Annotated in this window: 17 protein-coding genes; 10 read left to right on the top strand and 7 right to left on the bottom strand. The window is 60.7% G+C overall.

Annotation, left to right across the window (positions count from 1 at the left end; translation table 11 throughout):
* Positions 1-13 precede the first annotated feature (13 nt).
* A complete protein-coding gene (locus tag ACZ9H3_RS03740) occupies positions 14-1,330 on the bottom strand; it encodes an MFS transporter (protein WP_102052278.1) in 1,317 nt (438 codons plus the stop codon).
* A gap of 286 nt (positions 1,331-1,616) precedes the next feature.
* Between ACZ9H3_RS03740 and ACZ9H3_RS03735 the strand changes: the two genes are divergently transcribed.
* Positions 1,617-2,528, top strand: a complete 912-nt coding sequence (locus ACZ9H3_RS03735; RefSeq protein WP_454241499.1) for a LysR family transcriptional regulator — start codon at positions 1,617-1,619, stop codon at positions 2,526-2,528.
* A gap of 197 nt (positions 2,529-2,725) precedes the next feature.
* On the opposite strand, the gene ACZ9H3_RS03730 is transcribed toward ACZ9H3_RS03735, so the two are convergent.
* Complete coding sequence (locus tag ACZ9H3_RS03730; protein WP_476219657.1) at positions 2,726-4,009, bottom strand: Zn-dependent hydrolase; 1,284 nt, start codon at positions 4,007-4,009, stop codon at positions 2,726-2,728.
* A 45-nt stretch (positions 4,010-4,054) separates the two neighbouring features.
* Positions 4,055-5,542 (bottom strand): NCS1 family nucleobase:cation symporter-1, encoded by a 1,488-nt coding sequence (locus ACZ9H3_RS03725; RefSeq protein WP_476219656.1) that lies wholly within the window; start codon positions 5,540-5,542, stop codon positions 4,055-4,057.
* A gap of 588 nt (positions 5,543-6,130) precedes the next feature.
* Between ACZ9H3_RS03725 and hydA the strand changes: the two genes are divergently transcribed.
* The 4 genes from hydA (at position 6,131) to ACZ9H3_RS03705 (ending at position 10,828) form a co-directional block, all read left to right on the top strand.
* Positions 6,131-7,570 (top strand): dihydropyrimidinase, encoded by a 1,440-nt coding sequence (gene hydA, locus ACZ9H3_RS03720; RefSeq protein WP_330522644.1) that lies wholly within the window; start codon positions 6,131-6,133, stop codon positions 7,568-7,570.
* A gap of 66 nt (positions 7,571-7,636) precedes the next feature.
* On the top strand, positions 7,637-9,004 hold the full coding sequence (locus tag ACZ9H3_RS03715; protein ID WP_476219654.1) for an NAD(P)-dependent oxidoreductase: 1,368 nt from the start codon (positions 7,637-7,639) through the stop codon (positions 9,002-9,004).
* Complete coding sequence (gene preA, locus ACZ9H3_RS03710; RefSeq protein WP_476219652.1) at positions 9,005-10,279, top strand: NAD-dependent dihydropyrimidine dehydrogenase subunit PreA; 1,275 nt, start codon at positions 9,005-9,007, stop codon at positions 10,277-10,279. It begins immediately after the preceding gene.
* A gap of 162 nt (positions 10,280-10,441) precedes the next feature.
* The gene (locus tag ACZ9H3_RS03705) at positions 10,442-10,828 is read left to right on the top strand and encodes a DUF2784 domain-containing protein (protein ID WP_102052271.1); all 387 of its coding nucleotides are present in this window, start codon (positions 10,442-10,444) and stop codon (positions 10,826-10,828) included.
* Between the two features lie 6 nt (positions 10,829-10,834).
* On the opposite strand, the gene ACZ9H3_RS03700 is transcribed toward ACZ9H3_RS03705, so the two are convergent.
* Entirely contained in the window at positions 10,835-12,013 is a 1,179-nt protein-coding gene (locus ACZ9H3_RS03700) for a sugar transporter (RefSeq protein WP_476219650.1), read from the bottom strand.
* A 410-nt stretch (positions 12,014-12,423) separates the two neighbouring features.
* Between ACZ9H3_RS03700 and ACZ9H3_RS03695 the strand changes: the two genes are divergently transcribed.
* The 3 genes from ACZ9H3_RS03695 (at position 12,424) to ACZ9H3_RS03685 (ending at position 16,975) form a co-directional block, all read left to right on the top strand.
* Positions 12,424-13,035, top strand: coding sequence for an eCIS core domain-containing protein (locus tag ACZ9H3_RS03695; protein ID WP_083199920.1), 612 nt, complete (start codon positions 12,424-12,426; stop codon positions 13,033-13,035).
* A gap of 143 nt (positions 13,036-13,178) precedes the next feature.
* On the top strand, positions 13,179-14,225 hold the full coding sequence (locus ACZ9H3_RS03690; protein ID WP_102052269.1) for a class I SAM-dependent methyltransferase: 1,047 nt from the start codon (positions 13,179-13,181) through the stop codon (positions 14,223-14,225).
* Between the two features lie 248 nt (positions 14,226-14,473).
* Positions 14,474-16,975, top strand: a complete 2,502-nt coding sequence (locus tag ACZ9H3_RS03685) for a LysM peptidoglycan-binding domain-containing protein (RefSeq protein ID WP_476219646.1) — start codon at positions 14,474-14,476, stop codon at positions 16,973-16,975.
* 49 nt (positions 16,976-17,024) lie between these two features.
* Here ACZ9H3_RS03685 and ACZ9H3_RS03680 read toward each other — a convergent pair whose 3' ends face one another.
* Together ACZ9H3_RS03680 and ACZ9H3_RS03675 are read right to left on the bottom strand one after the other, a co-directional pair.
* Positions 17,025-18,029, bottom strand: a complete 1,005-nt coding sequence (locus tag ACZ9H3_RS03680) for a formylglycine-generating enzyme family protein (RefSeq protein WP_476219644.1) — start codon at positions 18,027-18,029, stop codon at positions 17,025-17,027.
* 102 nt (positions 18,030-18,131) lie between these two features.
* Positions 18,132-19,097: a bile acid:sodium symporter family protein gene (locus tag ACZ9H3_RS03675; protein ID WP_476219642.1), complete on the bottom strand. Its 966-nt coding sequence runs from the start codon at positions 19,095-19,097 to the stop codon at positions 18,132-18,134.
* A 92-nt stretch (positions 19,098-19,189) separates the two neighbouring features.
* Here ACZ9H3_RS03675 and ACZ9H3_RS03670 point away from each other — a divergent pair, with 92 nt between their 5' ends.
* Positions 19,190-20,008, top strand: coding sequence for an AraC family transcriptional regulator (locus ACZ9H3_RS03670; RefSeq protein WP_099774700.1), 819 nt, complete (start codon positions 19,190-19,192; stop codon positions 20,006-20,008).
* A 1-nt stretch (position 20,009) separates the two neighbouring features.
* Here ACZ9H3_RS03670 and thpR read toward each other — a convergent pair whose 3' ends face one another.
* A complete protein-coding gene (thpR, locus tag ACZ9H3_RS03665) occupies positions 20,010-20,555 on the bottom strand; it encodes an RNA 2',3'-cyclic phosphodiesterase (protein WP_476219640.1) in 546 nt (181 codons plus the stop codon).
* A gap of 336 nt (positions 20,556-20,891) precedes the next feature.
* On the opposite strand from thpR, the gene ACZ9H3_RS03660 reads away from it, so the two are divergent.
* Positions 20,892-22,244 (top strand): methyl-accepting chemotaxis protein, encoded by a 1,353-nt coding sequence (locus ACZ9H3_RS03660; protein ID WP_476219638.1) that lies wholly within the window; start codon positions 20,892-20,894, stop codon positions 22,242-22,244.
* The last annotated feature ends 102 nt before the right edge of the window (positions 22,245-22,346 follow it).

The raw sequence follows: 22,346 nt of genomic DNA, 5'->3' as shown, positions 1-22,346 counted from the left end.
TCTCCTTGTCGACTCAGGTGCGCATTGGCTTGATTGCCATTGATGTGTTCGGTGCGACGGCTGCCGTATCGGCCAGGCTGGCCGGGCGGCTGTTCCAATGCGGTACCAGTACCAGCGCCGAGAACAAGGCGCAGCCAGCAAACACAATGAACACCGTGACCGTATCGAAGTAGCCCGGCAGCAGGCCGCCAAGAATGGCCCCCACCGAGCCACAGCCATTGACGAAACCAGCAGCAGTGGCGCCCGCTTTGGCGGTACCGAAGTCAATTGCGGCGGCGCCGCTGATCATCGAATCCGGCCCATAGAGGGTCAGGCCCATGACAAACAGCAAGGCCACGACCAACATCACGCTGCCGGTGTGCATCGCACCCATGAACAACCCCAGCGTCACGGTCAACACCAGCAGACTGAGCACACAGGCGGGCATGCGCCGGGCGCCAAACAGTTTGTCCGAGGCCAGGCCAATCATGATCGGCCCCAGCAAGCCGGCCAGTTCAAACGCAGTGGGCACGATGGCCGCGCCAACCTTGCCCAGCGACGGCATTTGCTCGAAGACGATGACAGGCCCCCAGAGCAGAATCGCGTAGCGCGCCGGCTTCAACATGAAATAGGCCAGGCCCAGGGTGAGCACCGTGCGGTTGCGCAGAATCTCGCGTAGCGGTGCCCAGACGCTGCACAGGGTGGTACCAGGCACCATGCTTTCCGGCTCTGGCTCAACCGCCGGCAAGCCAACGTCCTCGGGCTTGTTGCGCTGCAGGAAGAAGAACAGCACTGCCACCACAGCGACCACCGCAGCACTGGAGAAAAACGCAGCGTGCCAGCTGCCAATCAGCGTGTACGCCCACCAGCCGGCAAACGGCGAGGCGACCAGGCCGCCGAAGGCGTAGCAAGAACTCCACAGCCCCAGTACACGGCCGCGCTGAACCGCCGGGAAGAAGCTGCCAATGTTCTTGCACAGCCCTGCCCAACCGGTGGATTGCGCCAAGCCCTGAATCAGCATGCAGGTGGCGAAAATCGGGAACGTCGCATAACTCCCCATGACCACCGCCGCGGCGGCCGAAATCACCAGACCGCCCAATACCACCACCCTGGGACCAAAGCGGTCGGCGAGCATGCCCCAGGTGAACTGGCCGACGGCATAGGCCGTCAGGTAGATCGCATCGAGGTTGGCCATGGCCATTTTGTCGAGGGTGAAGCTGGGGTCTTCGCCAATGCCCAGTTTGGCCACCGAGAAAGCCTTGCGGGTGAAATAGAACGCCGCATAGGCCAACCAGGTGATGGCGAAGATCTGCATGCGCCAACGTTTGATGCTTGCGATGTGTTTATTCATGGTGAATCTGACCTCGGAATCTGAGTGTGCCGGCAGAATTGGGAAAAAACGCCTGTGTTGTTCTTGTGTTGCGCACTGCGTGACGGCCAAGCAAGGCCATCACCTGGTCAGATGGATCCCGGGGATACGCGGTTGTTGTTTGCGCTGTCGTCCAGAGCCCATGGCCCGGGACACACTCGAACGAATGTTGCCAGCGGGCTGAGAGCGATGGAAACAATTACTGACTGATAAAGAAAATCGATTTATCGTATTTCAAATATAAGCTCAGCTTGTAACAGGTGCCGCCATGTCCGTTTCACACGCTCAACTCAAGGCTTTCCACGCGGTTGCGCTGCACGGCAGCTTCACCCGTGCCGCCGAACGATTATTCCTCACTCAGCCGGCGATCTCCGATCAGGTGCGCAAACTGGAGGAGCGTTTCGGCATCCTGCTGTTCCACCGCAACAAACGCTCGGTGCAACTGACCGATCTGGGTGAGCGCTTGCTGGGCATCACCCAGCGCCTGTTTGCCTGCGAGGACGAAGCGCACGAACTGCTGCAGGATTCACGTGCGCTGCAAACCGGCACCCTGGTACTGGCGGTAGACGCCCCGGTACACGTGCTGCCGCAGATCGCCCGGTTCTGCCAGCGTTACCCCGGCATCAGCGTAAAGATCGAGACGGGCAACACCGACGAGTCGCTGCTGCGCCTGTTCAACTACCAGGCCGACCTGGCCCTGCTGGGGCGCGATGTCGACGATCAACGGCTGCTCTGCGTGCCCTTGCGCGACGACCCGATGGTCGCCTTCGTCTCCCACCAGCACCCGTGGGCAAACCGTGCCTCGATCAGCCTCCAGGACCTCGACGACACGCCCATCGTGCTGCGCGAACCGGGCTCGGTGACCCGGCAAACCCTGGAAGAGGAAATGCAACGCGCAGGCCTGCGCATTCGCCCGGCGATTCAGGTCGAAGGCCGCGAAGCGGCGCGGGAGGCTGTGGTGGTGGGCATTGGCGTCGGGGTGGTGTCGGCGGCCGAGTTCGGCGCCGATGCGCGGGTTTGTGCCCTGCCGATTGTCGACTGCCAACGACGCTTGACCGAAACCCTGGTGTGCCTGCGCGAACAGAGCTCACGGCGACTGGTGGCAACCTTTCTGCAGATGGTTCAGGAAAGCCTGGATGAAGACAACCTCATGACGCAAAGCCCGCGTTCGACGCCCTGAATTGCCCCTGTGGGACGTTGGCTTGCCAACGATACAGGCGCCACGCATTCACTGACGCCCCGTCGAAACCATCGCAGGCAAGCCCGTCACAGAACCCTGAAAGCGGTCAAAATAACAAGCTAGAATTTACTTTAAGTACAGGTATTTAATCTAATTAAAACAAGTAGATACTTTATACACATAATGTAAATTCGAGATCATGCCGCTTCCCGATCACGCGCTATGGCCTGCGCTGCCGACAACATCGCCCGCAGCAACACCGCACACCCATCGGCGAGGTCTTGCGGTGCGGCATTCTCGATTTCGTTGTGGCTGATCCCGCCTTCGCAAGGTACGAATATCATCCCGGCCGGCCCCAGTTCTGCCAGGAAGATCGCGTCATGCCCGGCACCGCTTACGATGTCCATGTGTGACAGGCCCAACCCCCTGGCGGCATTACGCACCGCCTCCACACAACGTTCATGGAAGTACAGGGGCGGGAAGTCGGCGGTCGGCATCAGGGTGTAGCTCAGGCCATGCTGACGACAGGTGTCGGTGATCACGTCCTTGACCTGCGCGATCATCGACGCCAGGCGCTCGGGCTCCAGGTGACGGAAGTCCAGGGTCATGCGCACTTCGCCAGGTATGACGTTGCGCGACCCCGGGTAGGCCTGCAAGCACCCTACGGTGCCACAGGCATGCGGCTGGTGCTCCAGTGCCACGCGGTTTACCGCGGCCACCACAGCGCTTGCCCCCACCAGCGCATCCTTGCGCAGGTGCATGGGTGTCGGCCCGGCGTGGGCCTCGACCCCGCGCAGGTTAAGGTCAAACCACTTCTGGCCAAGGGCACCGAGCACCACGCCAATGGTCTTTTGCTGGTCTTCAAGTATCGGCCCCTGTTCGATATGCGCCTCAAAATAGGCGCCCACCGGGTGCCCGGTCACCGCACGCGATCCTGCGTAGCCGATGGCATTGAGTGCTTCGCCGACAGTGATGCCCTCGGCATCGGTCTTGGCCAGGGTTTCCTCAAGGGTGAACTTTTCGGCAAAGACGCCCGAACCCATCATGCACGGAGCAAAACGCGAGCCCTCCTCGTTGGTCCAGACCACCACCTCCAGTGGCGCTTCGGTCTCCACCTTCAGGTCATTGAGGGTGCGCAACACCTCAAGGCCCGCCATCACCCCGAAGCAACCATCGAACTTGCCGCCCGTAGGCTGCGTGTCGATATGGCTACCGGTCATCACCGGCGGCAGTGTCGGGTTGCGCCCTGGGCGACGGGCAAAGATGTTGCCCACCGCATCCACCGTCACCGTACAACCGGCAGCCTGTGCCCACGTCACGAACAGGTCACGGGCCTGGCGGTCCAGGTCAGTCAGTGCCAGACGGCAAACGCCACCTTTGGCGGTGGCACCAAGCTGCGCCAGCTCCATCAGTGAACGCCAGAGTCGACCTCCGTCGACGTGGTGGAGGGTAGATTGCAGAACGTCCTGAGCTGTTTGCATGTGCATCTCCTGCATCAGTCAACGGGCCTCCACGGGCCTGAGGGTTTAAACGCTGGCTTTGACGCTCGCAGCGCGGTAAGCCTTGAGGCTGCCAAGCATGTAGTAGATCAGCCCACCCAAGGCCGAACCGGTAAACCAGCCGTAATCATAGAACCAACTGAACGCCGTGCTGCCTAGCGACAACAGGGTCAGGGCCACCGGCACACCGAAGGCGACGAAACCGGCCAGGTTCCAGGCGGGATACACGTCGTCGCGGTAGAGGCCAGCCAGGTCCAGGGTCTGCCGACGAATCAGGAAATAGTCCACCACCATGATTCCGGCAATCGGCCCCAGCAGGCTGGAGTACCCCAGCAGCCAGTTGGAATAGACCGACTCCAGGCTTACGTCAGAGACGATCAGGCCGAGCTTTTTCAGCAACTCATGGGCCATCAGCAACAGCCCGACCACGCCGGTCAGCATGACGGCACTGGTGCGGCCGATCCATTTTGGCGCCAGGTTCTGGAAGTCGTTGGTCGGCGAAACAATGTTTGCAGCCGTGTTGGTCGACAGTGTGGCGATGATGATCAGGGCCATCGCCAAGGCAACCCACAGCGGGTTCTGGATGTGCCCGATCAGGCTGACCGGGTCGGATACCGTTTCCCCTACCAGCGATGCCGATGCGGCCGTCAGTACAACCCCCAGGGCGGCGAAGAGGAACATGGTCAGCGGCAAACCGATGATCTGCCCGACGATCTGGTCCTTCTGGCTTTTCGCGTAGCGGCTGAAGTCAGGGATGTTCAGCGACAAGGTGGCCCAGAAACCGACCATGGCTGTCAGTCCGGCGAGAAAGTAACCGGCCACGCTCGCGCCTTCCGGGCGTTTCGGCGGTTGCGCCATCAGTTCGCTGATGGACACGTTCGGCAAGGCCCAGAACAGCAAGCCAGCCCCCACCAGCATCAGCAATGGAGCCGAGAGGGTTTCCAGCCATTTGATCGACTCGGCACCGCGCAACACCACCCACAGGTTCAAGGTCCAGAACAGCAGAAAGCCGATCACCTCACCGGTGCCGCCCAAGGCTTTCCATTCGGGCGAGATCGCGCCGAAAAACAGGTGGATAGCCAGACCGCCGAACATCGTCTGGATGCCAAACCAGCCACACGCCACCAAGGCACGGATCAGGCACGGTACGTTGGAGCCGATGATGCCGAATGAAGAGCGCAACAACACCGGAAAAGGGATGCCGTATTTGGTCCCGGGAAAGGCATTGAGTGTCAGTGGGACCAGCACCACGACGTTTGCCAGCAGGATCGCCAGCAACGCCTCCCCAACCGTCAGACCGAAGTAGGCGGTCAACACACCGCCCAGGGTGTAGGTCGGCACGCAGATCGACATGCCGACCCACAGCGCAGTGATATGCCATTTGTTCCAGGTGCGCTCGTGGACTTTGGTCGGCGCAATATCGTGGTTGTACCGGGGGCTCTCGAGAACATCACTGCCGGCGTCGAGCTCGAACAAGCCGTCGCGTTCGCTCACTTGCGATTTGATCTGCTGCATGGCCGCTCCACTGTTGTTCTGATTGTCTGCACATCGTGACGATGGCTGGAGTTCTTGCACTTGCATTGAACAATCGCGGCTCCGGCCAACGCACAGCGGCGGCAAACAATAAGCGTGCCGAAACAGGCGACGGCGGCTGCGATTGTGTTGAAACCGGCGTACAACGCCGCTTTCCCGGCACCGACAGCACCGATGGACGCACCCCGGCGGCGACTGGGTTCACGGTCACCTGACGCAGGTACGCCCCTGGGGAACCAAAGGGGTGCAGGGAATATTTTTGGGTGATTGCCATAGGCCCGCACCTGTCCCGGTCAAACCGCTGATTTCCCATGAGAAATCTTGACCATTTCGGCTTTCTGTCAAGTGCGTCAATTTGGTGAGCGCCTGCACTAATTTGTTGATTTTGTATTTTTATCCTTAAAAATCAGTAGCTTGAATTAGGAATAAGCTTATTAGAAATATTCTTGCCCAATCGAAAAAGCGCAACTAGATTCAATTTCTGACAGCAGTGGCAGGATTCTGCCAGCAGCGTCCCGTGGCACAAAACGTAGAACCGGAACACCGGTCAAGCCTGTGAGGAGCTTCGCTATGACGTTGTTGATCCGTGGCGCCACCCTGATTACCCATGAAGAGCGATACAGGGCCGATGTGCTCTGCGCCGACGGCCTGATCAAGGCCATTGGCGACAACCTCGAGGTCCCCACTGGCTGCGAGGTACTCGACGGCAGCGGCCAGTACCTGATGCCGGGCGGCATCGACCCGCACACCCACATGCAATTGCCCTTCATGGGCACCGTGGCCAGCGAGGACTTTTTCAGCGGCACCGCCGCAGGCCTCGCCGGTGGCACCACGTCAATCATCGATTTCGTCATTCCCAACCCGCAGCAGTCGCTGCTCGAAGCCTTCCACCAGTGGCGTGGCTGGGCCGAGAAGTCCGCCGCCGACTACGGTTTCCATGTCGCAATCACCTGGTGGAGCGAACAGGTACGGGAGGAAATGGGCGAACTGGTTCAACAGCACGGTGTGAACAGTTTCAAGCACTTCATGGCCTACAAGAACGCGATCATGGCCGCCGACGATACCCTGGTAGCCAGTTTCGAGCGCTGCCTGGAACTGGGCGCGGTGCCTACCGTGCATGCCGAGAATGGCGAACTGGTCTACCACCTGCAACGCAAGCTGCTGGCCCAGGGCCTCACCGGCCCCGAGGCGCATCCCTTGTCGCGGCCATCGCAGGTCGAAGGTGAGGCGGCCAGCCGCGCAATCCGTATCGCCGAAACCCTCGGTACGCCGTTGTACCTGGTACATGTCTCCACCCGCGAAGCGCTCGACGAAATCAGCTACGCCCGGGCCAAGGGCCAGCCGGTGTACGGCGAGGTCCTGGCCGGGCACCTGCTGCTGGATGACAGTGTGTACCGCCACCCGGACTGGCAGACGGCCGCCGGCTACGTAATGAGCCCACCGTTCCGCCCAATCGGCCACCAACAGGCGCTGTGGCAAGGCCTGCAATCAGGCAACCTGCACACCACCGCCACCGACCATTGCTGCTTCTGCGCCGAGCAGAAAGCCGCCGGGCGCAACGATTTCAGCAAGATCCCCAATGGCACGGCCGGCATTGAAGACCGCATGGCCGTGCTTTGGGATGAAGGGGTCAACAGCGGCAAGCTGTCGGTGCACGACTTCGTCGCCCTGACCTCGACCAACACCGCGAAGATCTTCAACCTCTTCCCGCGCAAGGGTGCCCTGCGCGTCGGCGCCGATGCCGACCTGGTGCTCTGGGACCCGGAGGGCACGCGGACCATTTCGGCCAAGACCCATCACCAGAACGTCGACTTCAACATTTTCGAAGGCAAGACCGTGCGCGGCATACCCAGCCACACCATCAGCCAAGGCCGCGTGGTCTGGGCCAACGGTGACTTGCGCGCCGAGCGCGGTGCCGGGCGCTACCTCGAACGGCCCGCCTACCCTGCGGTATTCGACCTGTTGAGCAAGCGTGCCGAATTGCATAAGCCGAGCGCCGTGAAACGCTGAAAGCAAAGCAGTGACGCTGCTCCACAGGTCGTAGTGACTCTAACAATCAGAACAGAGGCCACCACCGTGATCGACTCCTTGAATCACCTCCCCCGCCCCGGCGTCGATAACGCCACCCTGGCCGAGCGCTTCAGCGACCTGGCGCCGCCGCTCAATGCCCGCCAGGCTGCGCTGGAAAGCGCACGCTGCCTGTATTGCTACGATGCGCCGTGCGTCAACGCCTGCCCCAGCGAAATCGACATCCCCGCCTTTATCCGCAACATTCATCACGACAACCTCCAGGGCGCGGCCGAGAAAATTCTCTCGGCCAACATCCTCGGTGGCAGCTGCGCGCGGGTCTGCCCAACTGAGGTGCTGTGCGAGCAAGCCTGCGTGCGCAACCATCATCAGGAATGCGCACCCGTGCTGATCGGCGCGCTGCAGCGCTACGCCCTGGACCACGCTGACTTCGACGCCCACCCTTTCCAGCGCGCGCCCGTTACCGGCAAGCGCGTCGCGGTGGTCGGTGCCGGCCCAGCCGGGTTGGCCTGCGCTCATCGGCTGGCCTGGCATGGCCACGACGTAGTGATCTTCGAGGCACGGCCCAAGGCCGGAGGGCTGAACGAGTACGGGATCGCCAAGTACAAGCTGGTCGACGACTTCGCCCAGCGCGAACTGGCGTTCGTGCTGCAGATTGGCGGCATTGAAATACGCCATGGTCAGGTACTGGGCGACAACCTGAGCCTGTCGGATCTGCGCCAACAGTTCGATGCGGTGTTCCTTGGCCTTGGCCTGAACGCCAGCCGTCAACTCGGCCTGGCCAACGAAAACGCGCCGGGGTTGCTCGCCGCCACCGACTACATCCGCGAACTGCGCCAGGCCGACGACCTGAGCCAACTGCCACTGGCCGAGCGCTGCATCGTGCTCGGTGCCGGCAATACCGCCATCGACATGGCCGTGCAGATGGCCCGCCTGGGTGCTCGTGAGATCAACCTGGTGTACCGCCGTGGCTACCCGGACATGGGCGCAACGGCACATGAACAGGACATCGCCAAGGCCAACCAGGTGCGTCTGCTGACCTGGGCACAACCCGACGAAGTCCTGCTGGATGAACAGGGTCGGGTGCGCGGCATGCGCTTTGCTCGTACCCACCTGCACGAAGGTCGCCTGCAGCCTACCGGGGAAACCTTCGAACTGGCCGCCAATGCCATCTTCAAGGCCATCGGCCAGACCTTCGACGAACACGCCCTGAGCGACGCCAGCGGGCAACTCCTGGCCCGCGACGGCGACCGCATTCGCGTCGATGAACAGATGCGCACCAGCATCCCCGGCGTGTATGCCGGTGGTGACTGCACCCAACTCGGGCAGGACCTCACCGTCCAGGCCGTGCAGCACGGAAAGCTGGCAGCCCAGGCCATTCATGCCCAACTGATGAACCACGTGGAGGCCGCATAAATGGCAGACCTGTCGATCGAATTCGCGGGCATCAAAGCGCCCAACCCTTTCTGGCTGGCCTCCGCCCCGCCCACCGACAAGGCCTACAACGTGGTCCGTGCGTTTGAGGCCGGCTGGGGTGGCGTAGTCTGGAAGACCCTTGGCGAAGACCCGGCTGCGGTCAACGTTTCCTCACGTTACTCGGCGCACTATGGCGCCAACCGCGAGGTTATCGGGATCAACAACATCGAATTGATTACCGACCGCTCACTGGACATCAACTTGCGCGAAATCACCCAGGTCAAAAAGGACTGGCCCGACCGCGCCCTGATCGTGTCGTTGATGGTGCCCTGTGTCGAGGCATCCTGGAAAGCCATCCTGCCGCTGGTGGAAGCCACCGGCGCTGACGGTATCGAGCTGAACTTCGGTTGTCCCCACGGCATGCCTGAGCGTGGCATGGGGGCGGCAGTCGGCCAGGTGCCGGAGTACGTCGAGCAGGTTACCCGCTGGTGCAAGACCCACAGCAAGCTGCCAGTAATCGTCAAACTCACTCCGAACATCACCGATATCCGCCAGTCGGCACGTGCGGCCTACCGTGGCGGCGCTGACGCGGTGTCATTGATCAACACCATCAACTCCATCACCAGTGTCGACCTGGAGCGCATGGTCGCCCTGCCCATTGTCGGGAATCAGAGTACCCATGGCGGTTACTGCGGTTCGGCGGTGAAACCGATTGCCCTGAACATGGTTGCCGAAATCGCCCGAGACCCGGCCACCCAGGGCCTGCCGATCAGCGGCATCGGTGGTATCGGCAGCTGGCGCGATGCGGCCGAGTTCATCGCGCTGGGCTGTGGTTCGGTACAGGTCTGCACCGCCGCCATGCTGCATGGCTTTCGAATCGTCGAAGCGATGAAGGACGGCCTTTCACGCTGGATGGACAGCCAGGTTTATCACACGTTGCGGGATTTCAGCGGGCGGGCCGTCGGCCACACCACCGACTGGAAGTACCTGGACATCAACTACCAGGTCATCGCCAGGATCGACCAACAGGCCTGCATCGGCTGTGGGCGCTGCCATATCGCTTGCGAAGACACCTCGCACCAGGCCATCGCCAGCCTGAAACAGCCCGATGGCAGCCACCGCTACGAGGTGATCGACGCCGAATGCGTAGGCTGCAACCTGTGCCAGATCACCTGCCCGGTGCAGGGTTGTATCGACATGGTCGCGCAGGATAACGGCAAACCCTTCCTCGATTGGCAGCATGACCCGCGTAACCCCTATCACGTAGCACCTTGAGGGGCTTCTCAGCGACCAGAGGCCAGCCGCAGCCGCGGCTGGCCGTCACTCATGTTAACCGGCGCAGCCCCAGCGGCCCCGTTAAAATAAAACTGCGGCCCGTAATGGCAGCGGGATTATCCTGCTGCGTAACAGGGACCGTAAGCCGATTCAGGAGTGATCATGTTGTACCGTCTGGGCGCCGATGGTTTGGTGCTGTTTCATCTGCTGTTTATTCTTTTTGTGCTCTTTGGCGGACTGCTGGTGCTCAAGTGGCGCCCGCTGATCTGGTGCCACGTGCCGGCCATTGCCTGGGGCGCAGCGGTCGAAGGCTTTCATTTGACCTGCCCCCTGACCGCCTGGGAAAACGCCTTGCGCCAGGCCGCCGGCAGTTCGGGCTACAGCGGCGGGTTTATTGATCACTATGTCTGGCCGTTGATCTACCCGGCCGGGCTGACCGCCTCGATCCAGATCGTACTGTGTGCCGTGGTGCTGCTGGTCAACGGCCTGGTCTACTGGTGGGTATTGACCCACTGGCGTACTACCCGGCGAGTACGCAACAGCTACTGAGCCACTCTACTGCGAAACAACCTTGGCCGGCGCGCTGTAGCGGTAGGTGGTCACCACGCACACCAACAGTGCAGCCCCGGCCAGCAGACCACCGACGACGCCGATGTGAGCCACACCCACGTGGCTGATCACCACGCTACCGAGCAAGGCTCCACCACCGATACCGATGTTGTAGATCGCCGAATGCAGCGACATCGCCACGTCGGTGGCATCCGGCGCCAGGTTCAGCACTTTGGCCTGCATCACCAGCCCGAAACACATGATGGCCACGCCCCACAGTACGCACAGCGCGCCCAGCGCCAATACCTCACCGGAGAGGGGCAACAACAGCGCCAGGCACAGCGCCAGTGCAGCGATTGAGGCCATCAGCAAACCGCGAGGGAAGCGGTTGTTGTAGCGGCTGAACAGCAACGAACCGAACAACCCCGCACCACCGAACAGCAATAACAGCAAGGTGGTCACCTCGCCGCTCATGGCCGCCACGACGTCGACAAACGGCTCGATGTAACTGTAAGCGGTAAACTGGGCGGTAATCACCATTGCGGTCAGCACATAGAGCGACACCAGCGCCGGCCGCTTGAACAGCACCGGCAGGCTTCGCAGCGAGCCGGAATTCTGGCTGGGCAGCAACGGCAAGGACTTGGCCAGGCACAGCATGGTTAACCCGGACACCCCGGCAATCGCCATGAAGGTCATCCGCCAACCCAGCGCCTCGCCCACCACCCGCCCGAGCGGAATGCCCAACACCATCGCCAGTGTTGTGCCGGTCGCCAGCAGGCCGAGCGCCTGCACCTGCTTGCCCGGCGGCGCCACGCGCACGGCCAGCGAGGCGGTGATCGACCAGAACACAGCGTGCGCCAACGCAATACCGATGCGGCTGAGCAGCAACATGCCAAAGCTCCAGGCCATGCTGGACAGCACATGGCTGGCAATGAACAGGACAAACAGCAGAACCAGCAGCTTGCGCCGCTCGATATTGCGCGTAAGCAGCATCATCGGCAGCGAGGTCAACGATACGACCCAGGCATAGACCGTCAGCATCAGGCCGACCTGAGCGGTCGACAGTTCAAAGCTCGCGCCGATGGCGCTCAGCAGGCCTACCGGAACGAACTCGGTGGTGTTGAAAATAAAAGCCGCCAGGGCCAGCGCAATCACGCTCAACCAACTACCGGCACGCGTATCCATGGGTGTATTTGTCAAAAGATGGGCAACGCTCTGGGAGCACACCGCCTACAGGGGCCGCTGCCGGGCTGGTCTAGAACCAACCCGGTACCTGTACGGGCACTCGAAACTCAAATTCATACGCAAAAGACCTGCGCAGGCTATCGCCACCCAGGGCCGGAGGCCTGGGTGAAGCGAGCAGTCAACAGATCATTATGAGTATGGAGGGTGCGGCCTGATGCCCGGGATTCTACGCCGCCCCCCTGCGCTGAACAACACGGCCGTCGGCAGCGCCATAGAACGCGGGCCCCAGGCCTCGGCGAACACAGGTGATAACTGCGGGCCGACAACGCAACTTACCGCCATCTCAATGGTCGAACACTCGCTAGAATCCACCGCCCTTATTGCCGATCAGCCTTGGTTCCAGAACCCTCATGCCAGCCGCTTCCTTGCGTACACTGGGCCGTTCGATGGCCCTGAGCATTACCCTGTGCAGCCCCCTGCTCGCCTCTGGCGCCACGACCCAATGCCCCACCGGCCAGTACCAGGTGTGCATGGGCAGCTGCTTCTGCGCGCCGGTCAGCCAAACAGAGATCGGTACCGTCTTTGCGCAAGTCGGCCAAATAGCGGCTACCGGCCTTGCCGGCTGGATCAAGCAGTCGCGCAATTCAGCCGCTGCGGGTGATGTTCAGCCGATTCCGCTGAACATCCGTGTGCAACTTGAACCCTACTACGACTTCCAGGTCCTCGACAGCGCCCGCTACAAGGTCGGCGATACCCAGGAGCTGAACGCCGCCAATGCCATGCTGCAAAACCCCGACGTGAATGCCGTGACCTTGATGGACATCATCGTCTTTCGCCATGAGCAGGACGCCCTGAACAACGTCGCCCTCTGGGCCCATGAGCTCAAGCATGTGCAGCAGTACCAGCAATGGGGCGTCGATGACTTTGCTGCGCGCTACACCCGTGATTACGACGCGGTGGAAGCGCCGGCCTACAAGATCCAGGCCGATGTCGCCAAGGCGCTCGGCAAACACGGCTCCTAGCCAGCACGGGGCGCGAGCCGAACGGATCACCGTCACTACGGCGCGGAACTATACTTAAAGCCTCACTCCCGATGTAACGGCCGGAGGTCACCGACCTGGTCGGTGCCTGCGTTGATAGTGGTCTTCTGAAAGGAGTACACACCATGGACGAGGCCAAACTGAATGACTTCATGGGCAAGCTGGTGACCGACATGGGCGCCGCTGCAATGCTTGCCAACGTAATTCTTGGCGAAGAGCTGGGCCTGTATCGGGCCATGGCCGACAGCCAACCCACCACCCCTGAAGCGCTGGCCAGCAAAACCGGTTGCAATGCCCGGTTGCTGCGCGAATGGCTGAGTGCTCAAGCGGCGTCAGGCTACATGGAGTATGCCGAGGGCCAGTTCCGCCTGCCTGAAGAGCAGGCCATGGCCCTGGCAATAGAGGACTCGCCGGTGTACGTCGCCGGTGGCGCCGTGGTGATTTCAGCGTTGTTCCACGACAAGGACAAGCTGGTAAAAGCCATGCGTGGTAACGGTGCCCTGCCATGGGGCGAGCACCATACCTGCATGTTCAGCGGCACCGAGCGCTTCTTCAGGCCCGGCTACCGTGCGCACCTGGTCGCGGAGTGGCTGCCCGCGCTGGACGGCGTCGTCGAAAAATTGCGTGCAGGCGCCAAGGTGGCCGATGTCGGCTGCGGGCATGGCGCCTCGACCGTGATCATGGCCCAGGCCTTCCCGGCGTCGCGGTTTACCGGCTTCGACTACCACGCACCGTCCATTGCCACGGCAACACAGCGCGCGGTGGAAGGCGGTGTAGAGGATCGCGTGCAGTTCATCCAGGCCAGCGCCAAGGACTATCCCGGTGCGGACTACGACCTGATCTGCTACTTCGACTGCCTGCATGACATGGGCGACCCCGTGGGGGCTGCCCGGCATGCCCGGGCAACACTGAAACCGGACGGCACCGTGTTGCTGGTCGAGCCCTACGCCAACGACACCCTGGAAGAGAACAGCAACCCGGTGGGCCGGCTGTTCTACGCCGCCTCGACCTTTATCTGCACGCCCAACTCCTTGTCCCAGGAGGTTGGCTTGGGCCTGGGTGCGCAGGCTGGTGAGGCACGCTTGCGCAAAGTGTTCAACGAGGCGGGATTCAGCCGGTTCCGCCGCGCAACGGAAACTCCATTCAACCTGATCCTGGAAGCCCGTGTGTAAGGGCTGCGAACGCAGAGCGGTAGTAGTCGGCATTGCTGGCGATGGGTATATCGCCGGCAATGCTGCCGCTTACACGGGAGACAGTCCAGATGACATGCTCGATTTTTCGGATAGAGATGTCGCAGCACTAGGAATGGTCCTACATTGGTTTTCATAGGCATTTGTTAGCGTCACAACCTTCATCGCTGTGCGCACTCAGGGCTGCGGCTTGGCCATGAGGGCCGCTAACGTACAAGGACGACAAACAGATGCTGGTTAACACCTACACCGTCAAAGCCGGCGACACGCTGGTGCTTATCGCTCAGCAGAATGGGTCTAGCGTGCCAGAGGTACTGGCGCTCAATCCGATCATCAAGGATCCCGATGTGATCAAGGTAGGCTGGCAACTCAACCTGCCCGCCACACGATCACAGATACCGTTGCCGCCCCTCAGCTTTGCCAATGACCAGACCTGCCTTTCCATTGAAGGCAGTATCGAATGCAAGGAAGAGCTGGTTGATGTGGTCCATGTGACAGGCTCGCCGCACCTGTGCGTGTTGACCGCCCCGCAGGCCAAGGCCCTGAAACAGGAAGTCGTCTTCGTTCGCGAACTGATGGACGAACTGCACGAAACGCTGGCAGCCGCCCAGCCTGTCAGCCACTGCGCCCGCATCGAAGTGCCTTATGCCGCGTGCAGTTGCACCCGTTGCGTCAAGGAGGACTGGACGCTCAAGGCCGAAGCCGCAGGCGTGCTCACCCGTGAGGCGCCGGTCGAACCTGCTGAGCCGAGCACACCAGCGCCGACGACCGAGGAAGATTTGTCCGGGCAACTCTATACGCTGCAGGAAGCCCGCGACTGGTACCAACGCTATGAGCCCAGCCTGTTCTCGGGCAACCGCCGCGAAAGCAACTGGGAACAACTGCAGCAACGGAAAGTGCAGGATATCGACGCGCAAATCACCGAACTGCGCACGCAGTTGGCTGCCCAGCGCAAGGGCGAAGCCGAAGCCAGCAGCACCCGCTCCACGGCGGCCATGCCCGACCTCAAACACGGTAAAGGCCGTGAGCGAAGAGCAGAACAAGGGCATCAACAGCGCACCGGCATCCATGTGGTGGAAGTGATCCTGTTCAGCGACCCGAGCCGTCGCTACTACATTCGAACAGTGTTTCATGAGCGCATCGACTGGAAAGTGCGCATCAGCACGCAGACTCTTGCCAGTAAACCCTTCAACAAGCAGTTGGCCGGTGAGCTGATCAAGGACATTCAGTCGGCGATCAGCACCAGCCGTAAATCAGGGCCACTGGGTAGCCTGGAGGCCAAGCTGGCCTCGTGGAGCAGTGACAAGGACAACCTGCTCAATACCCTGCACCAGGAAGTGTCCTGGACCTCCAACGCCACCGATGCGGCCCGCTACGCCGTCTCGGCCGACGCCCAGGCCTTGCGCTTCGCCGCCAGCGCCAGTGCCGGTATCAATAGCTGGAACCCGGCGCAGGGGCTGATCGATGTCGGGGTCAAGGGCACGGCCGAATTTTCCCTGGCTGACGCAGCGGTGTCCTTCAACAGCTACTTTCCCAGCCAGGGCGGCTACCTGGCCAGCATGACCTACCGCAACGGCGAGGGTAAGACCGTGCGCCACCCCCTGGGCGTGTTCCGCCTGAGCGGCCGGCTGGAGCTGAGCTGCTTTGTGGGCACGCAGTTACAGGGGGAAGCGGCAACAAAGACACAGTACAAACCCCGCGAGCAGCCCGCGGGCGCAACGGCCTTGCTCGGCACGCCAACCCTGGACGTCGGAAAAAGTGGCTATATCGGGGTCAAAGCCACTGCGTTTGCTGGCGCCCAAACCGGTGGCGCCTTGACCGGCAGCTTTCAATGGATCGAACCCGACCTGCAAGGCATTGGCAACATCGAGCCCGGTCAGGCGAATGCCAGCAGCAACTGGGTGGATTTGGCGCAGATCAAGGCGGAGGGGAATGTTGCCGCAGGCATTGGCGTGAGTGGCGAGTTTGGTATTGAAATCGCGAAGAACCGGCTGGCTATACGCTGCAGTGGTTCGCTAGTACTGGGGCCAGGGGCCGGCGGCGGCTTCACTACCGTAGTCGACGTGGAGCTGGTCGGGAAACTGGCCTTACTGTTTTGCAAGGCGTTGGCTGAGGTGGATTACCGGTATTTACTGGGTGTAACGGATGATGCGTTTAGTTACTTGGTATCTGGGCTATTTAAGGTCGCTAGTCACCCTATAGATGAGAGCCAGAGAATACTTCATGAAAGCTTGTATGAAATGGTTACTTGGTGGGACGAAAGAAATGCGACCACGCTGGAAGCAGAACGGCTAACAGACCACTTACTTAAGTATCACGCTGTATGGATAGGTGGGCAACGTATTCCCCTGAACCTGCTACCGCCCGAGACAATGGGCCCTATGGTCCACCTGTTGTCAGAGAGCTTGGTTTGGAGCTTTAACGAGCGTCGGGAGCGTGCATTGATTATGCTGCTTTCAGCTGTGCGCACTTGGCGACAGTTTATCGAGGTGTTGGAACACTGCGATCCCAAAGCCCAAAAGGTAAATGCCATGGAGAGTCTGGCACGAATCAACTCGCTACTCGATGCCCGCGAGCAACGCTTCTTCAATCGCTTTATTGATGGGCTAGCCGTCAGTCCGAAAGCCGAACGCAGTGAGGAGCGCATGGCCTGGTCGCCGAGCTCTTTTAGCACCAAGCAGGACATTCTATTGGCTGCGCAACGCAACGGCACGTTCACAGGGCTAGCGTAAGCACTGAAAGTGACAAGGGCGGATGATTACGCCCTTGTCTGCTACTTACTCAGAGTGGCTGATCGGACTGTATGGAGCAGCGGAAGCCAAAACCGGGCAAGTATCGGCTTTTTACAGGCTCATCAGCCCAGCGCCGAACCGTACTCGCAGAAAGTAGCGGCCCTTCGGCATAGGTTGAGCCTCTGTGCACGCGCAGTGTTCCGGTTTCTGGGCCGGTTGGATTTTCTACGGGGGAGTGACGGTAATAATCCGCACTATACCAGTCATTGACCCAGTCAACGGCGTTGCCAGACAGGTTGTAAATGCCCAGGGGGTTGGGTACGAAACGGTCTACTGCAAAGGTACGCGTTTCATCCGGGTGAGGAAAATTTCGCCCATAGTCCAAACCACCGTTATCGGTAGCAAAAAACACATACTGACCACGGTTGCGAGCGGCATATTCCCATTGGGCTTCAGTAGGTAAATCTACAGGGTAACCACTCAACTGGCCCAGCCAGCCACAGTAATCTTTGGCTTCTTGCCACGCTTGAGGGAAGGCGGGTTTTTTAGGCTGGTACCGGAACTGCAAGTCCTCTCGCTTTCGTAGCTCTTTATCAAAAAGAGGTTTGCCTTGGGCAATAAAAAATAAATCGAAGTCTTTTAGCGTGGTCTGGAATTTAGAAAAATAGTAGCCGCTCAACTTAACCGGATGAACAAAATCATCATCCCCATCCATGCTGATATTGCACAACCGCTCGGTCTCAACCCCACACGGCCATTCGCACATATTGCTGGGGTCATAGTCACACTTCCAGCCAAAATCCCCCATCTGAAACTCGCCGCCTTCGACAAACACCATATTGTCCAGCGACTGCACCACGGTATTGAGCAGTTGGGTGCGTATGTCGGTGGACAGCTTCGGGTAGGTCTGGTCGATGGTCGTCGCGATCTGCGCGACTTTTTCTGCGGAGAGTTTTTCGCTCTTGGGCAATGACAGGGATTGGGCCTGGCAGCCGGTCAGCAACAGCAGAACCGCAGCGGGAAACAGCAAGCGAACAGTGGGCAGACAGAGCACAGCAGTATCCCCATGGGCCGATAGCCCGAAAAGCTTGAACGCTAGCAGATCCACCTGCAGGCTGGCTGTAGGACCGTTCTGAAATCAACAACTCGACCCGTATCAACCCACGCGACGCGCATAACGTTGCGCCAAGACCGCGCAAACCATCAACTGGATCTGGTGAAAGATCATCAGCGGCAGGATTACCGCGCCAATGCCACCCCCGGCAAACAAAACCTGAGCCATTGGCACACCGGTGGCCATGCTTTTCTTTGAGCCGGCAAAGAGGATGGTGATGCGATCCTCCAGGTTGAAGCCCAGCCAACGGCCCAATGCCTGGGTGCACCACAGCACTGCGGCCAGCAGCACGCAACACGCCAGCGTCAGGCCCAACAGTCGTGAGAACGCGACGGACTGCCAGAGCCCGCTGACCACCGCATCGCTGAAGGCGGTATAGACCACCAGCAAAATCGAGCCCTGGTCCACGGTTTTCAGCCACGTAGCGTTACGCATCACCCAGGCGCCAATCCAGCGTCGGGCCAGTTGCCCGGCCACGAAGGGCACCAGCAGTTGCAGAACAATCTTCAACAACGCATCGAGGCTGGAAGCCCCCTCGCCCTCCCCCCCCATCAACAGCACCACCAGCACAGGCGTCAGTGCGATACCCAGCAAGCTCGATGCGGCGGCGCTGCAGATTGCCGCCGGAATATTGCCACGGGCCAGTGCGGTAAAGGCGATGGCCGACTGCACCGTCGCAGGCAAAGCACAGAGGTACAGCACGCCCAGGTACAGCTCATCGCCAACCAGTGGCAGGAACAGCGGTTTGAGTGCCAGCCCCAGCAGCGGGAACATCACGAAGGTGCACCCAAACACCAGCAGGTGCAGACGCCAGTGCCCTGCCCCGGCCACGACCGCCGCGCGGGAAAGCTTGGCCCCGTGCAGAAAGAACAGCAGGGCGATGGCCAGGTTGGTCAACACGCCAAACACCAAGGCGCCCTGCCCCTCGCATGGCAACAGTGTGGCGACAAGGATCACTGCGAGCAGCGCAAGGGTGAAATTATCGAACAACACACGTAACGATTTCATCGGGCGTCCTGGCAAATGAGGTTAGGCTTGAAGCTTGCCGGGCGAGACGATACGGTCTGTGGCCCATTCCGACTAACGCCAGAACGCTGCCAGTGTCGCCAAACGGACAACACGCAATACGCCCCACACAACGCCTCGCCGCGCTCAAGCGGCTGCCGCGTCCGGTGTACGGCCATGCACACGCATTACCCAACATTGCGCTCGGCTACGCCCATCGCCACCCGTGGGCGCAGTTGTCCCATGCCATCAGTGGCGTGTTGGAAGTGCATACCGAACACGCGTTCTACGTCGTACCGCCACATCGCGCGGTATGGATACCCGCCAACACCGTGCATCGGGTGACCTGCACGACGGGCACCTGTATTCGCAGCCTGTACCTGGACCAGGCTGCCAACTGCAGGCGTACCACCGACTGCCGCGTGCTGGGCATCAACCCGCTGCTACGCGAACTGATCTCCACCTTCAGCGGCCTACCAGTGGACTACGAACAACACGGCGCCGATGGTCGTCTGGTGCAGGTGTTGTTGGATCAACTCGCCAGCGCGCCTGAGGAAGACATGCGTTTACCGCTGCCCGGCGATAAACGACTGCGTGGTTTGTGCCAGCGCTTGCAGGAGCACCCCGACGATGCAACCGGGCTCGCGACCTGGGCTTTCCAGCTGGGCGTTTCGGAGAAAACCCTCAGCCGAGTGTTCCGACGCGAGACGGGCCTGACCTTTCGTGCCTGGCGTCAGCGCCTGCGTATGCTGAGTGCGCTACCGGCACTGGAGCGTGGCGACCGCGTGACCGATGTGGCGCTGGCGTGCGGTTACGAGTCGTTGTCAGCATTCATTGCGGCTTTCGGTCAACAGTTCGGCAGATCACCCGGCGAGTGGCTGCGAGGCAACACCAAGGCCGTGGCAGTACCCTGAGCTAGCCGCCTAAACGCCACTCGCCCACAGGTCGATATTGGCCTTTATGGGACTCGAACAACGTGAAATGGCCGGTGTTCAAATGAAAGTCCGGCGGCGCGCTGCTTTCCGGGACGGCAGTACGGTAGTCGCGCATCAGTGTCAGGTGCGGCCGGAAATCCTTGGGCAACTCAGTGAAGCCCAACGGCAACATGGCTTCCCGCAGGGCATAGACCAGTTGACGCAGCAGCAGCGGCGTCTGCACGGAAGTCAGCAAGAGCACACGGGACTGACGCCACACCTCCAGGCGATCAAGTGGCAGTGTCAAGTGCTGGCCTGCTCGCGCAACAGTCGCAGCCGCCGTACAGAGGGTAGGAACCTGCGATACCGCAACGGCACCAAGAAATAGCAACGTGACGTGGAAATTGTCGACCGGCACCGGGCGCCCGCTGTCCACGTGGAGAGCACCGCGCCATTGAGCAATGGCTCGACGTTGTGCCGGCGCACAAGGCAAGGCGAAAAACAGGCGTTTGACGGGTTCACCCGGCTCACGCGATTCGTTGCGCATACACGCCTCCCTCTCGGCAGAGCCCTGTGACTGGCTAGAAAAGCAGAACACCTGCGCTTGCAATACCCCTTTAAAGCCTACGCCTAAAGCTCAATTTACGAGTCAAAACCTTTCGGATTCAATACCAGTGGCCCACGCAGATGCTTGCTGCTGCGCGTGGCCAGCACATGGCACGGGTGTGACCCACCAAGTGACTGCCTGGTGCAGCCAGGCACCTCACCCCAAAATACTTGTACATAAAATTACTTATGTACAAGTATTTGGTGCACAATGGTACGACAGTATCAAATTGCCTTCTGCGACTCTCACGCTACGCTTCTCTCTGGAACTCCCGGCATGTTCACACGTAAATCCACCCTTCTGAAAAACGCCCTGGATGCCTGCCAGCAGCGCCTGGCCGAGCGGAACGCCGAACACGAGGCCCTGCGCGGGTCGATGGCAATCATCGAATTCAGCACTAGCGGTGAAATTCTCGATGCGAACCCGTTGTTCCTCACCCTGATGGGGTACTCCCTGAGCGCCCTCACTGGCCGCCATCACCGCCTGTTCTGCACCAACGAGTATGCCAACAGCCCGCAATACGCGGCACTCTGGCGCCGCTTGCAACAAGGCGAGCCTGTCAGTGGTGAGTTCCAGCGCCTGTCGAGCACGGGGCGAGCGGTGTGGCTGGAGGCCACTTATCTGCCGGTTCGAGGCGCCAATGGCCAGGTTGAAAAAGTCATCAAAGTGGCCTCCGACATCACCGAAGGTACGCTGCGCAACCAGATGCACGCCAGCGTAATGGATGCGGTGAATCGCTCGATGGCAGTGATCGAGTTCGACCTGCAGGGCAAGGTGGTGAACGCCAACGATAACTTCCTGAACACCATGGGATACCGCCTGGAAGAGATTCGTGGCAAACACCACAGCACATTCTGCCTGCCCAGTGAAGTGCACGGCGCCGCCTATAAAGATTTCTGGCTGGGCTTGTGCCGAGGTGAACCGCGTTCGGGGCTGTTCCAGCGCGTAGCCAGGCAAGGCCGACACGTCTGGCTACAGGCTACCTATAATCCGCTCTATGACGTCGACGGCAAGCTGTACGGAGTCATGAAACTGGCGAGCGACATCAGCGAGAGAATCGAGCAGCGCCGGTCCGAGTCGCAGGCGGCGATGCTGGCCTTCGAAACCTCGCGTGAAACCAATGAGCATGCCAGTCAGGGCACGGCCGTGGTTGCCCAGGCGGTCAGCCGGGTACAGGACATTGCCGAGGAACTTCGGGAGGCCGCCGGCAACATCAATGCGCTGAGTCAGCTGTCCGAGGAAATTGGCAGCATTGTTGGCGCCATTCGCGCCATTGCCGAGCAAACCAACCTGTTGGCGCTCAATGCTGCCATCGAAGCGGCACGCGCCGGTGAACAGGGCCGCGGTTTTGCAGTGGTGGCCGACGAAGTACGCAACCTGGCGACACGCACCAGTACCTCCACCCTTGAAATCGGCGAGGTGGTGGCGCGCAGTCAGGCGCTTGCCCAGCAAGCAGTCAAAAGCATGCACGACAGCACCCTCAAGGCTGAACAAGGCCTGGCACTCGCAGAGGAAGCAGGCGCTGCCATGCAGGCAATTCACGTGGGTGCCAAACAGGTGGTCGAGGCCATTGGCCGCTTCTCGGATATCCTCGAGAGCGATCAGGGGGCGAAGGGTACCCAGCCCTGAATCAGCCAACCTGACTGAAATGTAATCACCTGCCCGATTGCGCTGTGGCATCGTAATGTCCATGGCGCCCGGCATCCGCAAAAATGCCTCCCGCCCTGAGAT

It is taken from the genome of Pseudomonas sp. TE3910, assembly GCF_056279025.1.
Note: the sequence above shows the minus strand (reverse complement) of the source record. Positions and strands in the feature narration are given on the sequence as shown.